Here is a 14,480-nt window from a genome sequence, read left to right on the forward strand (position 1 = left end):
AGACAGCCCAGATGAGCACACGGATTCTCGTCGTCGACAACTACGACAGCTTCGTCTTCAACCTCGTGCAGTACCTGTACCAGTTGGGTGCCGAGTGCGAGGTGCTGCGCAACGACGAGGTGCGCACCGAGCACGCCCAGGACGGCTTCGCCGGGGTCCTGCTCTCCCCCGGTCCGGGCACGCCCGAGCAGGCCGGTGTCTGCGTCGACATGGTCCGGCACTGCGCGGCGACCGGGGTGCCGGTCTTCGGGGTCTGCCTGGGCATGCAGTCGATGGCTGTGGCGTACGGCGGCGTGGTCGGTCGGGCGCCCGAACTCCTGCACGGCAAGACCTCGTTGGTCAGCCACGAGGGCGAGGGCGTCTTCGCCGGGCTGCCGTCCCCGTTCACCGCGACCCGCTACCACTCGCTGGCCGCTGCGCCGGAGTCCGTTCCGGCGGAACTGGCCGTCACCGCACGGACCGAGTCCGGCGTGATCATGGGCCTGAGGCACCGCGAACTCCCCGTCGAAGGAGTGCAGTTCCACCCCGAGTCGGTCCTCACCGAGTGGGGGCACCTGATGCTCGCCAACTGGCTCGTCGAGTGCGGTGACACCGGAGCCGTCGACCGATCCCGCGGGCTGGCCCCCGTGGTCGGCACGTGACCCACCCGCACGACCCGTACGGCGAGCCGACCGACCTGGAGGACGCGGTCGGCCGGCTCAGCGATCCGCTCAACGACCCGCTGCCCGGCGCCGCTTCCCGTCCGACCGCCCCGCACCCGGGCAGCACCCCGCACCGCGGCCCCGGCGGCCCGGGCGAGCCGCACGGCCCCGGCCGGCCGCACGGTGGTGGAACGGCGCAGGGCGACGGGCGTTCGCACCGGGGCGGGCAGCAGGGCGGTACGGGTTCGCCCTGGTTCCGTCCGCAGCAGGCTCGGGCCGAGCAGCAGCCGTACACGGGCGGTTACGCCCCCGCGGCGCCGGCCCCCGGGCACTCCCCGGACCGCAACTCCCCGCGTCGGCACGGCCCGCGGGCGGAGTACGACCCGCTCAACGATCCGCTGCCGGGCATGCCGGGTTCACCGGCCGCGACCGCGGCGCCGGGTCCGGGACGTCGCAGAACGCCCGACCCGTCGGCCGACCCGCGGGGCGGCGGCGCACCGGGCCGCGCTCCCGATCCGCTCAACGACCCGCTCAACGACCCGCTTTCGGGCGCCGGCGCCGACCGGCCCGCCGCTGTCGACTCCGGCGCTGCCGACCGGTCCGCGACCGGACGCGGCCGGCGCCGGCGCGAGTACGAGCCCGAGCGGGACGGTCGGCGGGCGACGCAGGACCCCGAGCACCGGCCGGGCCACGAACCGCGCCGGCGCCGGGCCGCGCGCACGGCAGGGGGGACGGCGGCGGGGACGGCGGCGGGGACGGCGGGGCAGTCGGTCGTGCGGGAGGAACCGTACGAGGCCGAACCGCCCGCCGACAACGAGACGATGGCGCTGCGGCAGGCCGAGAGGAGCGCGAGCACCGCGACCTCCGGGAGGGCCGCGAACCGCGACCGGAAGAAGGACGGCGACGAGCCGGACGGCACCGGCGGACGGGTGGCCCGGCGGAAGGCGGCGGCCAGAGCGGCCAAACAGCGCAGAACCGACCTGGGGACGCTCGCGAGCCGCGCCGTGGGTGAGTTGTTCATCACCACCGGCGTGCTGCTGCTGCTCTTCGTCACCTACCAGCTGTGGTGGACCAACATCCAGGCCAACCAGCAGGCGAACAAGGAAGCCAACAACCTGGAGCGGTCCTTCGAGGCGGGCGACGGCGAGGAGCCGGAGGCGTTCGAGGCGGGCGAGGGCTTCGCGATCATGTACATCCCCAAGCTGGACGTACGGGTGCCGGTGGCCGAGGGGATCGAGAAGGGCGGAGTGCTCGACCGCGGCATGGCCGGCCACTACGACAAGAAGTCGGGCATCGAAACCGCCATGCCCTGGGACAAGAAGGGCAACTTCGCGGTCGCCGGCCACCGCAACACCCACGGCGAACCGTTCCGCTACATCAACAAGTTGGACGCGGGCGACGAGATCATCGTCGAGACGCGGAGCACGTACTACACGTACGAGGTGTCCAGTCGGCTGGCTTCGACCTCGCCGCGCAACATCGACGTCGTCAGCCCCGTGCCCAAGGAGTCGGGCTTCACCAAGGAGGGCAGGTACCTCACACTGACGACCTGTACTCCGGAGTTCAGCTCCAAGTACCGTCTCATCGTGTGGGGCACAATGGTCGACGAACACCCCCGGAACGAGGGCAAGCCGGACGCACTCGGCTGACCCCGGCGAAAGCGGCAGACGGACCGGCGGCACGACAGCGCGCTCAGTCAACGGTGGGAGTGGAACAGTGACGGACGAGCGGGACGGCGCGGGGACGCCGGACGACTCCGCTGCGGACGGCCACCCGCGGACCCGGCGCAGGCGCCGCCGTCGCGCCAGGAACGCCGAAGTCGGCGGTACGGGCGGGGAGTCGGCCGCGAAGCCGGTCTCCGAGCCGGTCCCGGACGGAGCCGGGCCGGTCTCCGAGGACAAACCGGGCGGGTCCCCGGGCGCGGCCGCCGACAACGTTCCGGAAGCGGCCGAGGCCGGCGAGGCACCGGCCGCAGACGGCGACAGGACGGAGTCCGCCGAGCGCATCGAGCGCGAGCACGCCGAGGGCGCCGGTGGCAGCGGTGCGACAGCGGACACCGCGACCGCCCCCGCCCCCGCCTCCGAGGAGTCGGGATCCGAGGGGGCGTCCGCCGCCGGGACCGCTTCCGAGAAGCAGCCGGCAGCCGGTGGAGAGGCCGACGAGAAGGCGGTATCGGTTCAGGACGCGCCGACGGGAGAGGCCACCAGCGGGGCGTCGAGCAGAAAGTCGAGCGGAGCCAAGTCCGCTGCGCGGGACGGGAGTTCGGCGGCGCCCGCCCCCAAGTCGGGTGCTGCGCGCGGGCGTTCGCGCGGAAAGCTGGCGGCCGTGGTCAGCGTGAGCGGTGAACTGCTGATCACCGCGGGCGTGGTGCTCGCGCTCTTCGTCGTCTACTCGCTGTGGTGGACCAACGTCCTGGCCAACCGCGAGGCGGACCGCGAGTCCGACCGGGTCCGCGACAACTGGGCCGCCGACCGCGACGTGGGCGCCAACACCCCGACCGGACCGGGCAAGTTGGACACCCGGGACGGCATCGGCTTCCTGCACGCACCGGGCCTCGGCAAGAAGGAAATCCTGATCAAGCCGGGCACCGACCCCAAGGAACTCAACCAGGGGATCGCGGGCTACTACAAGAAGCCGGTCAAGTCGGCGATGCCGTGGGACGAGTCGGGGAACTTCTCGCTCGCCGCCCACCGCGACGGCCACGGCGCCAAGTTCCACAACATCCACAAGCTCAAGGACGGCGATCCGCTGGTCTTCGAGACCAAGGACACCTGGTACGTCTACGAGGTCTACTCGAGCCTTCCGGAGACCTCGAAGTACAACACCGAGGTGCTCGACGCCATCCCGAAGGAGTCCGGCGCCACCGAGAAGAGCCGGTACATCACGCTCACCACCTGCACCCCGGTCTACACCTCGAACTACCGCTACATCGTCTGGGGAGAACTGGTGCGCACCGAGAAGGTCGACGCCGACCGCACCCCGCCCGCCGAACTCGGCTGACCCGTCCCGGGGCACGCGCGCCCGGGGCACACGCACCGAGACACACGCACCCGGGGCACGCCCGCCCGGCCACGAGCCACGGCGCGACGCTCCCGGCACGACCCGCGGCGCCGTCCAACTCCGGTGGCGAGCCGCCGAGTTGACCGCCCGGCACCCCGTGCGTCCCGAGGCTGCACGCTGCCGGGTACGCGCACCCGCGCACGCACGTCCTCGGCCACGTACGCCGCGCACGTACGCCGTCGGGCACGTACGCCGGGCTCGTGCGCTGCCGGGCACGTACGTCCTCCGCCTCGTCCCCGGCGGCGGTGGGCCGGGCGGTTGCCGGGTCGGGGACGACGGAGGCCGGCGCCCCGCCGCTGGGGCGGAGCACCGGCCGTTGGCCGTCGGGGCGGGGAAGCGCGGTCACGGGAAGCGCGCGTCCCGCCCCAGCGGGGTGTGCGGGTGGATCAGGGGGTGTGGATCAGGCGGTGTGGAGGGTGAGGCCGTAGCGGCTCAGGATCTCGTTCACCGGCTGGTACCAGGTGCGGCCGCCGGCCGAGCAGTCGCCGTAGCCGCCGGAGGTGACGCCCTGGGCCTGGTCGCCGGCGAGGAACGAGCCGCCGGAGTCGCCGCCCTGGGCGCAGACGCTGGTTCCGGTCATCTGGTGGACCGCGCCCTGCTCGTAGTTGATGGTCTCGTTGTGGGCGAGCACGGTGCCGCAGTGCCAGCCGGTGGTGGAGCCGGAGCGGCAGATCGAGGAGCCGACCGGGGCCACGTTGGAGCCGCGGACGAGCTGGTCCGGGATGGTGCCGTAGCCGAGTACGACCGGCTCGGTCCACCAGCCGCTGCCGACGTTCACCCAGGCGAGGTCGTCACCGGGGAAGGACGAACCCTGGAAGTGGCCGATCTGCGAGTGGTCCCAGCCGCGCACCTGCTGCCCCTGCGGTCCGCAGTGGCCGGCGGTGACGAAGCCGCCGTGCACCGAGAAGCCGATGGAGCAGCGGACGTTGCCGGTGTAGTACGGGTCGCCGCCGACCGTGCCCGCGGCGAAGGTGCTCGGCGCCTCGGTTGCGTCGGCGCGGACCGTCACCGGACCGGCCGCCTTGGCGCGCTTGATGAAGTCCTTGGTCGCGGCGTCCTTCTTCGCTCCCTTGACCAGGCTCACCACGACCTCGTTGGCACGGGTGTCCACGCCCCAACCGGCCACCTGGGAGGGGGCGTTCTTCTCGGCGGCGAGGGCGTCGATGTCCGCCATCGCCCTGTCCAGGGTGCGTGCGCTGTACTTGGCCGACACCGTTTCGGCGCCGGTTCCGCGTACCGCCTCGGCGCGGTCCCCGTCGGTGAGGGCGACGGTGAGCTTGCCCGTCTCCTCGTCGTACCAGCTGCCCGCGTAGGCGCTGCCCGCCGCCTTCTCCGCGGTCGGCGCGACCTCCGCCGCGGTCGCCTCGAGGGCGAGGCGGGCACGGGCCTCCTTGGCGCTGAGACCGAGGTCGGTGCTCATCGCCTCGATCAGGCCCGGGGAGTACTCGAGGTTGTTCGTGGGGGCGGCCATCGCTGCGGTGGCGGGGCCGGTGGCGGCGATACCGCCGAACAGAAGAAGAGCGGACAGGCCGACTCTCACAACACGTCTGCGTCGCATGGGGGTTGATGCCCTTCTGTTGTTGCCAGGGGTGAGGTTGCAACAGCAGTCTGGGAGCGCTCTCAGTCCGCAGCATGAGAGTAGAGAGCGCGACTTGTCTTGTCCATACCAATGCGGCCGGTACTGCGCGGAACTGTCGCAGACTCGAGGAACATCGCCGTATCGGATGCCCAACTCCCTTATAAACGTGGGGGGTTGGGCACAAGCGACAGTCGAAGGCCCCTCCTGCGTCCCGTCCGCCACAGCGTCCCCTGCCGCCTCGGGCAGGCACCGCGCGCGCCGATCGCCCGCATGCGCGAGGCAGGCAGAGGCGCGGGGTACGGGGTGTGGGGGTGCACGCGGGGTACGCGGGGTACGCAGCGCACGCCGGGTACGGGCCGCGAGAGGTGGCGGTCACGCGCGAACGGGCGGTGTGCGCACCGGAGTTCGGTACGCGCACCGCCCGTCGTGTGCGCCGCGGAGGCGTCACGGGCCGTGGTTCAGCCGGGCACCTTGTCGAGGAAGCCGTACACACCCTGGATACGGCCGTCCTCGGTGGTGACGGCGACGTCGAAGCCGATGGCGATCGGCTCGGCGCCGGCCTGGGCGACGAGGCCCCAGCGGAAACGGGCGATGTTGTGGTGTGCGTCGACCTCGCCGAGCAGCTCGAACCGGAGGCCGGCGAACTGCTCCTGGGCACCCTGGACGACGGCGCCCATGCCGTCGTGGCCGGCGACGGAGGCCAGCGGGTCGACGTAGACGGCGTCCTCGGTGAACTGCTCGCTGATCGCCTTCGCGCGGCGCTCGGCGTCCGGCTCGTTCCAGATGTCCAGGTAACGCTCGACGACCGCGTTCAGATCAGCCATGGCAACTCCTTGGTGGTCAATGCCTGTTCGGCCCCGTCAGTAGTGTTTTCAGTCTGTTGGTGGGCTTATGGCGGAGCAACGCGGAGCGGCAGACTCCGTCAAGTCACGCCGTCGGGCACCAGGAGTCACGCCGTCGGGCACCAGGAGTCACGCCGTCGGGCACCAGGTCCACAGCGCCCCGGCCCGCACCTCCAGGGTGGCGCGGTCGCCGAGCGTGTCCTGGTACTCGCCGTCGTGCTCCAGCGGCAGCCGCTCGCCGTCCAGCCGTTCGACGACGATGGTCCGGCCGCGTGCGTAGACGGTGTCGGGCAGCTCCAGATGCGCGGCGGTCCGGGTCAGCTCGGGCACGCGGGAGGCGGCGACGGACCCGCCGATGACGCACACGTCCAGCAGCCCGTCGTCGGGCTCGGAGTGCGGGAGCACGAGGTACTGGCCGCCCCGGTAACGGCCGCCGCCCACGTTCGCCAGCACGGTCGGCCCCTCGTGGACCACCTCGCCGTCCACGGTGACCCTTCCCGGGTAGGGCCGGTGGGCGTCGGCCGCGCGGGCGAACGCCTCGGCGTACCGGGCGCGGCCGTGCAGCGGGACCGTACGGGCGATCGGCAGCGCCTCGGCGATCACACCGCTGCACGCGCCCAGGAAGACCAACTGCGCGGTTTCGCGCAGCAGCGCGAGGTCCAGCCGCCGAAGCCGGGCCCGGTCGCCGGGGTGGCTCAGCAGGGCGGTGAGCGCCTCCTCCCAGGGACGGTCGCCCCAGATCATGCGGTAGCCGGAGTTGCCGGTGCCGCCCGGCACCAGGGCCAGAGCCGCGGGCGCGGGCGCGTCGGCCATGCCCTGGACGACCTCGCGCACGGTGCCGTCCCCGCCGACCGCGACCACCAGATCGGGGCGGACCTCGTCGGACCGCACGGCGGTCCCGTCGGAGTGTGCGGCGGTCGCGTTCGCGCGCACGACCTCCGGCGCGTACGGGGCGTAGGGGCGGCGCAGCGCACGGCCGACGGCGTCCGTGGCGTCGCGGCGGGCGGTGGTGAGGTGGACCTCCACCGCGTCGAGCCGGGCCGCGCACAGTTCCCGCACCTCGCGCAGCAGTGCCTCGCTGTGGCTCCCGGAGGCGGGATTGGCCACGATGAGGGCGCGGGTGGGCCTCGCACCCGGTGAGCCGGTGTACGCGGCGGCGGGTGGGGCGAGAGTGGCCGGAGCGGGCCCCGACCGGGTGGCCGTGGTGTCCATCGTTGCGGGCTCCTCGCGTGGTGGGTGGCGCCGGTCGGCGCCACCGACAACGGAGTTGCCCACACGGCGTGGCATACGGAGCGGAGAGGGCAGGATTCGAACCTGCGAGGGCCATGAAGACCCGACCAAGTGCAAAGCACCCGGACCCCGTTGGGCCGCTTCGGGTACCTCTCCCCATCGACCGGAAGGAGCGGAGAGGGCAGGATTCGAACCTGCGAGGGCCACGAGGACCCGACCAAGTGCAAAGCACCCGGACCCCGTTGGGCCGCTTCGGGTACCTCTCCCCATCGACCGGAAGGAGCGGAGAGGGCAGGATTCGAACCTGCGAGGGCCATGAAGACCCGACCAAGTGCAAAGCACCCGGACCCCGTTGGGCCGCTTCGGGTACCTCTCCACGTCTTCCCGGTTCGGATGTTCCTTCCCGGTGACAAGGACGACTCTGCCGGGGTGTGCTGACGTCCCCCTGACACCTCTCTGACCCGGGTGCGGACGCCGTACGCCCGTACGGAGATACGCGCCGGGCGTACGCCGGGGCGGACGCTGCGTGGCTCTGCGACCGGTCCGCGCCCCACTACCTCGTCAGGTCGGCCGGACGGCTCCGCACGGCGTACCGGGCACGACGAACGCGGCCGGCGGACACCTGACGAAGTCACCGCAATGCGGTAAGTCGCCCATCTGTGACGAAGCACTCTGGTAAGCCGTTCGAACGGGGAGGCTTCTGTGCTGAACTTCGAGATCTTGGGCGGCGTGCAGGTGCACACACCCAGTGGCGTGCACAAAGTGAGCGGACAGTCCAGGCGGGTCCTGTTGCAGGCCCTCCTGGTGAGCGAAGAGCACACGGTGGGCCACGGCGCACTGATCGAGGAGCTGTGGGGCGAGGACGTGCCGAACGGTGTCGTCAACGCGTTGCAGGCCCACATCAGCAGACTGCGCAAGTGGCTCCGCTCGATAGACGACGGTTCCAGCGGCGTACAGCTGCTGAGCTACGCGCATGGATACCAACTGTCCCTGGGCAGAGCCCGGTTGGACGCCACGGACTTCGGCTCGGCGATCGCCCGCGGCGTGGAGCTCGCGGCGGACGACCCGGCCGACGCGGTCAGGACGCTGAGAGCCGCCCTGCGGATGTGGCGCGGACCGGTCTTCGGCGGCGACTGCGGAGGGCTGATGTGCGAGTGCGCGGCAACCCGTTTCAACGAACTGCGGTTGCAGGGGCTGGAGTCGCTCTTCGACGCCGAGCTCGCCCTGCGCAGGGAGGGCCAGTTGCTGGGCGAGCTGAACCAGGCCCACCGGGAGAACCCGCTGCGCGAGCGCTTCTGCGGGCAGCTGATGATCGCGCTCTACCGGTCGGGCCGACAGGCGGAGGCGCTGGAGGTCTACCACCGCACGCGCCGCCGGCTCAGCGACGAACTGGGCATCGACCCGACCCCCGAACTGCGGAAGCTGGAGGAGTGCATCCTCCAGCACGCGCCCCAGCTGCGGCACGTCGAGTCCGAACTGACGCTGCTCTCCGCCCGCCTGGCGTGACCGATCCGCCCCGCCCCGGCCGGCACCGCACGACCGGGGCGGCACCGCGAACCCCGTACGCCCGGCACAACCCCCGTACGCACGAGATCCGGCCCCTGTGACAGGGGCCGGATCTCGTGCGTACGGGGCGCCGCGTACTGGACGCCGTGTGCGCGAAGCCGCGCGCGGACGGCGTGTGCGCGAAGGCGCGCGCGGACGCCGCGTGCGCGAAGGCGCGCGCGGACGCCGCGTGCGCGAAGGCGCGTGCACGGAACGCCGCGTGCGCGAAGGCGCGCGCGGACGCCGCGTGCGCTAAGGCGCGTGCACGGAACGCCGCGTACGGATCGCTGTGTGCGGGACACCGTGTGCGGGACGGAGCCGTGGCGGCGCGGGGTGGAACACGCCGTGGGGGCGGACGGCAATCGCCGTCCGCCCCCACGGAGTTCGACTCAGCTGTCGGCGCCGACCGTTCCGGCGGACGTCCCGGGGCCCGCGGGGGCGGCGTCGAGCAGCGCGTCCAGTTCGGCGAGGGCGCGGGCGCCTCCGGCGAGCGCGTCGGGGTCGTCGGGCGCCCCGATGATGCCGAAGAACGTCTCGACCACGGCCTGCTGGAAGACGCTGATGTCGGGCAGCGCCATGGCTGCGTTCTGCGGCGTGGTGGGCGGGTTCACGATCGTCTCGGACATGGCTCTCTCCGTCTCCTCGGGCCGTCGTCGGCCCGTAGCTCGGGGCCTTCGGCAGAACGCACGCGTCAGAAGGCGTTGGCTGCGCGGAAGATGTGGGCGAAGGCGCCGAGGTCGGCGCGGCCCTGGAAAGCGACGTACTCGGGGAGCACCGCGTGCGGTGCCCACTTCTCCTTGTAGGAGAGCTGGGTCCGGGCGGGGTAGACCGCCTCGCCGTTCTCCCAGAGCCAGTGCATGAACCACTGGAACGCGCTGCTGCGGCCCGGGAGTTCGTGCTCCTCGGCCAGCCCGGTGAACGGGGTGAAGCCGAAGTGCAGCCACGGGACGCCCTCCGTGCGGAAGACCTCGATGGCGGTGGAGTTGATGGCCTCCATGACACCGGGCGGGCCCTCGGGCACTCGTCGGCTGAGGTCGTGCATCCAGCCCTGTCTGCTGCCGAAGACCGGCGAGTAGGAGATGTAACCGATCGGCCGGCCCTCGATGCTGCCGAGGAACAGCCGGCGTTCGGCCTGTGCCCGGCCGCCGGTCTGTCCGACCAGGAACTCCAGCGGGCGGGCGGCCTCGCCCTTGGTGCCGAGCCAGGCCGCGTCGATCTCGGCGACCGCCTCGGCGTGGGCTTCCAGGTCCACCTCGGTGACCTGCAGTCCGGCCCGGAAGGAGCGGGAGATCTTGTTGCGCAGCTGCATGAAGCGGGTGCCGCGCAGGGTGAACCTCTCCAGGTCCACGGCGTACGAGGCGCCGACCTGGTTCACCGTGAAGCCGTGGCGGACGTACAACTCCGCGTCCTCGCGGGCGAGTTGTACGCCGACGACGGTCGCCGAACGCTCCCGGGCGTGGCCGAGGAACTCGTGCAGCAGCTCCGCACGGTCCCCCTCGGCCGCGAAGGGGCCGCCGAGCTGGACCAGGAAGCGGCCCGCCGCGCGGTAGCTGATCACCCCGTCCAGATGCGGGCGGCCGAACGACGAGGTGCCCTCGTTGAGCGCCAGGAAGGAGCTCGGATTGTCCGCTCCCGTATGGGCGCCGATGGCTTCCCGTATTTCCTCGAAGTTTGCTGTCGCGACCTGCATGGCGTTCCTCTTCCCGGCCGGCACCACATGAGCTGTAAGCCTCATTGAATTCGCCTTCAGTGCCGAGCAGTAGAGCACCGAAGAATTCCGCCGACAAGACCCAGCTGACGAAGTATCGAGAAATCAATTCCCTGTCAGGGGCGCGTAAGCGACGAGTCAGCGCGAGCCCCAAACCTTGCGTTGCGCACGCCGCGACCGGGCGACGCGCTCCTGCCTGACCGCCAAGGCCCGAGAGGGGCGTTACGTCGTGGCCAAACTGCTGGGAACCGGTGTGGTGCACGCGCTGTGCGCGGAGTGGGGGGCACCCGTCGAGGCGCCGCCGCCGGACGCCGGGCCCGCGCTGCACACCATGGCCGCCTGGGGCTCGGAGCTGCGGCCCGAGACCATCCCCTGCCGGGTGCTGAAGCTGGCGGCCAGCCAGGTCCTGTCGCAGATCGCCGCGGTGCGCGCCGGCTCGGCGCACCCGCTCGGCCGGCGCCTGCTCCAGGCGTTCGGCGACCCGCTGGGCGAGGATCCGCGGATCTCCGCCGGGGTACTGGCCGGCCTGGGCTCCTGGCTCAACCTGGACGACACGGCGTACGCCGGTCATCTGTCGAACTCCACCGTCGCCGTACCGCTGGCGTACGCGCACGCCTACCGCCTGGACGGCCTCTCGCTGCTCACCGCGGTGGTGGCGGCGAACGAGTGCGCCTCGCGGATCACCGCCGCCGCGACGCTCGGTCCGCTGCGCGGGCAGAGCGCGGTGCACACCCATCTCGCCGGTGCGGTGGCGGGCCGGCTGGCCTGCGAGGGCGCGACCACGAGCGTGTGGGAGAACGCGCTCGGACTCGCCCTCGGAATGCCCAACTGGCCGCTCATGCGCGCCTTTCTGGCCAGCGACGCCCGACTGCTGAACACCTTCACCCCGGTCCGTACGGCGATGGACGCCTGCGACGCCGCACGGGCCGGACTGCTGGGCGCCTCCGACCTGATCGAGCACCCGGACGGCTTCCTCGCGCGCTTCGCGACCGTGCCCCTGCCCGACGCCGCCACCGCGGGACTGGGCCGGCGCTGGCACACCGAGACGCTCTCGTTCAAGATGCACCCCGGCGGGCCCGGCATCGACGCCGCGGTGGACTGCGCCGCCGAGATCCACCGGGCGCTCGGCCCGGTCGCGCCGGAGGACGTGCGGGAGGTCGTGGTCGAGGCCTCGGTGTACACGCTGTTCGCCGGCAAGCACGCGGAGCGGTACGTGACGGGGCCCGGCTCGCCGCAGGGCGCGCTGGTCCTGCACGTCCCCTACCCGGTGGCCACGACCCTGCTGAACGGCGAGTTCACGGTCGACGACCTCGCCGCACCCGCCACCGACGACGCCCGGCGGTGGGCGTTGGCCGACCGGGTCCGGCTGGTCCACGACACCGAGATGACCCGGGAACTGCTGCGCTCGGACGCGCCGTTCGGCGAGGCGGTGCGGCAGGCGGGCGCCGCGGGACGCGGCTGGCTGCGGGACTTCGGCGGCGATCGGCTGGTCGAACTGGCCGACCACCGCGAGCCGTTCAACCGGGACTTCGCCAGCTCGACCAAGTCCACCGGGGCCCGTGTCACCGTGCGTCTGACCGACGGGCGCAGCTTCACCCGCGAACGCCTCATCCCGCTGGGCGCCGCCGGCCAGGACACCAGATCGCACCATCCTCGGCTGGTGCGCGAGAAGTTCGTCTCGCTCGGCGGCCCGGCCTCGGTCGCGAACGAGGCGTCGAGGCTGCACCGGATGCGGCCCGAGGAGCTGCGCCGCTGGATAGAGGCGGCACTGCGCACCTGAACCCGGTCCGCGACCGGCCCCGTACCGGCCGCCCCGTACCCGTCCCGTGCCGCGCCACCGTGCGGCACGCCCCGAACCGGCCCGGGGCGCGCTCCGTTCGACCCCCTTCGGCTCCCCCTCGAAGGTCGCAGCGAGCGCGCCCCGGGCCTTTTTCGTTTCCGGTGCGCGGCGGAACCGGGAATTCACTTCCATTCACACCGGCCGCGCTCCGGGTTTTCTCCCGACCGATTACCGAATCCATTCGAGTCAGAACCGCGTCAGTCGGTCGTCAGATTCTTTTGACACGGTCTGACGCGTGCTGGCCGACGCTTGCCAGGCAATGAGGAGGCAGTCGCAATGTTTCCGAAAGGGAATACCACGCTCGCAGCTGCGGAAAGCGGTGTGACCGCGCCGGAGCCGACCTCGCAGGAACGCGAGAGGCCGCTGCTCAGCTACCAGTCCTATGTGGGTGGCGAGGATCTGCCCAACAGCGCCTGGGTGTACACGATCAGCTCCCGCTCACTCCTGGAGGACGTCTTCACCGGCGTCTCGCTCAAACGGGAGCTGGAGCAGAACCCGCAGTCCGAGGCGGCGGAGCACCCGTACGTGGTCGGGCGGGTGGCCGTCGCGACCGACGAGGAGAACGACCGGGCGCTGGAGGCCGCGGCCGAGGCGGCACCGGTGTGGGCCGCGGTCCCGCTGGACGAGCGGATGCGTCTGGGAGAGCTGTTCCGCGAGGCGCTGCTGGAGCACCGCCAGGAGTTCCTGGACATGCTCGTCGCCGAGGCGCACCCGCTCAAGCTCGCCCGCTGGGAGCTGAGTTGCCTGCTGGAGGTCTACAGCAGGGAGAACTGCCACTGGTACCGCAAGCGGATGTACTCCGAGTGCTCCTACGCCGGCCGCACGCTCATCTCGCACCGGCAGCCCGACGGGGTCGTCTGCTTCAACCCGCCGCAGAACGCGCCCGCCCCCAGCGCCGCACTCGCCGTCCTGGCGCTGATGGCCGGCAACGCGGTGGTCGTACGGGCGCCGCGCAGCATCCCGCTCAGCACCATGTTCGTGCTGCGCGACATCGTCGCCCCGCTGCTGGAGAAGGTCGGCGCCCCGCCCGGCACCCTCAACGTGGTCTGCGGCAACGCCCGCAGCACGATGGACAAGTGGGTGAGCAGCCCGCTGGTCGACGACATCTTCTACATCGGCGGCAGCGACCAGGGACTGCGCTTCCAGGAGCAGTGCATCGCGGCCGGCAAGAAGCCGATCCTCGAACTGGCCGGCAACGACACGATCGTCGTCTGGAAGGACGCCGACCTCTCGCTCGCCGCGGAGGCGATCACCGAGTCGTTCTACGGCTCGGGGCAGATCTGCATGGTGCCCAACACCGTGCTCGCCCATCCGGAGATCGTCGAGGAGCTGATCGGGCATGTGAAGGAGAAGATCCGCGGCATCCGGCCCGGCTTCCCCGAGGACCCCGACGTACTGCTGTCCCCGGTGCGGCGCAGCGAGAAGTTCTTCGGGCTGCTGTCCCAGGCGCTGGAGGAGGGCGCCGAGCTCGTGTGCGGCGGCCACCGCATGGAGGTGGACGGGACGCGCTCGGACACCGGCGTGTTCCTGGAGCCGACCGTGCTGCGGGTGGACGGGCTGGAGCGCGGTCGGCGCATCGAGGCGGTCATGCAGGAGACGTTCTTCCCGCTGCTGCCCATCGTCGCGGTCGAGCCGGCGCCCGCCGAGGAGCTGCGCGAGACGTTCGTGCGGTTCGTCAACGCCAACGCCTACGGCCTGCGCAACTCGCTGTGGTCCAGGTCGCCGCGGGTCATCAACACCTTCGTCAGCCGCACCACCAACGGCGGCCTGCTGAAGGTCAACGACTCGCACATCGGCTTCCTGCCCTATCTGCCGAGCCACGGCGGCACCGGGATGACCGGCGGCGTGTTCGGCGAGGCCAACTACCCGATGTTCAAGACCTCGCATCTGCAGGGCGTGAGCATCAGCGAGGGCATCAGCCCCTACCGCGCGGTCTTCGGCGACTGACCGCACCCGGCCCGCGGGCACCGCACCCGCCGACCGGCGCACAGCACCGCACCGCGCCGCGCCCGCCGACCGCCGTACACACCGCCGC

The 14,480-nt window shown here is 71.9% G+C and carries 11 protein-coding genes and 3 tRNA genes; 6 read left to right on the forward strand and 8 right to left on the reverse strand.

Translation table 11 applies throughout. From position 1 onward, the window contains the following. Nucleotides 1–11 precede the first annotated feature (11 nt). From MTQ01_RS00680 to MTQ01_RS00690, 3 genes are all read left to right on the forward strand, one after another. Complete coding sequence (locus MTQ01_RS00680) at nucleotides 12–641, forward strand: aminodeoxychorismate/anthranilate synthase component II (protein ID WP_247486327.1); 630 nt, start codon at nucleotides 12–14, stop codon at nucleotides 639–641. Further along, nucleotides 638–2,290, forward strand: coding sequence for a class E sortase (locus MTQ01_RS00685; RefSeq protein ID WP_247486328.1), 1,653 nt, complete (start codon nucleotides 638–640; stop codon nucleotides 2,288–2,290). Before MTQ01_RS00680 ends, MTQ01_RS00685 begins: the two co-directional genes overlap by 4 nt. Nucleotides 2,291–2,957: 667 nt before the next feature. Then, on the forward strand, nucleotides 2,958–3,641 hold the full coding sequence (locus MTQ01_RS00690) for a class E sortase (protein WP_247487615.1): 684 nt from the start codon (nucleotides 2,958–2,960) through the stop codon (nucleotides 3,639–3,641). A gap of 460 nt (nucleotides 3,642–4,101) precedes the next feature. Here the strand turns inward: MTQ01_RS00690 and MTQ01_RS00695 are convergent, their stop codons facing one another. The 6 genes from MTQ01_RS00695 to MTQ01_RS00720 form a co-directional block, all read right to left on the reverse strand. After that, nucleotides 4,102–5,259 (reverse strand): S1 family peptidase, encoded by a 1,158-nt coding sequence (locus MTQ01_RS00695; protein ID WP_247486329.1) that lies wholly within the window; start codon nucleotides 5,257–5,259, stop codon nucleotides 4,102–4,104. A gap of 479 nt (nucleotides 5,260–5,738) precedes the next feature. Next, entirely contained in the window at nucleotides 5,739–6,104 is a 366-nt protein-coding gene (locus MTQ01_RS00700; protein WP_247486330.1) for a nuclear transport factor 2 family protein, read from the reverse strand. Between the two features lie 147 nt (nucleotides 6,105–6,251). Further along, a complete protein-coding gene (locus tag MTQ01_RS00705) occupies nucleotides 6,252–7,334 on the reverse strand; it encodes a diacylglycerol kinase family protein (protein WP_247486331.1) in 1,083 nt (360 codons plus the stop codon). A gap of 81 nt (nucleotides 7,335–7,415) precedes the next feature. After that, a tRNA-Gln gene (locus MTQ01_RS00710) sits at nucleotides 7,416–7,508 on the reverse strand. 17 nt (nucleotides 7,509–7,525) lie between these two features. Then, nucleotides 7,526–7,618: transfer RNA gene (locus MTQ01_RS00715), tRNA-Gln, on the reverse strand. Nucleotides 7,619–7,635: 17 nt separating this feature from the next. Continuing rightward, nucleotides 7,636–7,728 (reverse strand) — tRNA-Gln (locus tag MTQ01_RS00720). Nucleotides 7,729–8,114: 386 nt separating this feature from the next. Here MTQ01_RS00720 and MTQ01_RS00725 point away from each other — a divergent pair. Continuing rightward, nucleotides 8,115–8,858 carry an AfsR/SARP family transcriptional regulator gene (locus tag MTQ01_RS00725; RefSeq protein ID WP_308294338.1) on the forward strand — a complete coding sequence of 248 codons (744 nt, stop codon included), beginning with the start codon at nucleotides 8,115–8,117 and terminating at the stop codon, nucleotides 8,856–8,858. Between the two features lie 428 nt (nucleotides 8,859–9,286). On the opposite strand, the gene MTQ01_RS00730 is transcribed toward MTQ01_RS00725, so the two are convergent. After that, entirely contained in the window at nucleotides 9,287–9,523 is a 237-nt protein-coding gene (locus tag MTQ01_RS00730; RefSeq protein ID WP_247486333.1) for a hypothetical protein, read from the reverse strand. Nucleotides 9,524–9,588: 65 nt separating this feature from the next. Further along, nucleotides 9,589–10,587: a bifunctional lysylphosphatidylglycerol flippase/synthetase MprF gene (locus MTQ01_RS00735; protein WP_247487617.1), complete on the reverse strand. Its 999-nt coding sequence runs from the start codon at nucleotides 10,585–10,587 to the stop codon at nucleotides 9,589–9,591. Nucleotides 10,588–10,936: 349 nt separating this feature from the next. Between MTQ01_RS00735 and MTQ01_RS00740 the strand changes: the two genes are divergently transcribed. Further along, complete coding sequence (locus tag MTQ01_RS00740) at nucleotides 10,937–12,385, forward strand: MmgE/PrpD family protein (RefSeq protein ID WP_247487619.1); 1,449 nt, start codon at nucleotides 10,937–10,939, stop codon at nucleotides 12,383–12,385. 381 nt (nucleotides 12,386–12,766) lie between these two features. Beyond that, the gene (locus tag MTQ01_RS00745) at nucleotides 12,767–14,392 is read left to right on the forward strand and encodes an aldehyde dehydrogenase (RefSeq protein ID WP_247486334.1); all 1,626 of its coding nucleotides are present in this window, start codon (nucleotides 12,767–12,769) and stop codon (nucleotides 14,390–14,392) included. The last annotated feature ends 88 nt before the right edge of the window (nucleotides 14,393–14,480 follow it).

The sequence above is a fragment of the Streptomyces sp. XM4193 genome (genome assembly GCF_023072595.1).
Lineage (GTDB): Bacteria > Actinomycetota > Actinomycetes > Streptomycetales > Streptomycetaceae > Streptomyces.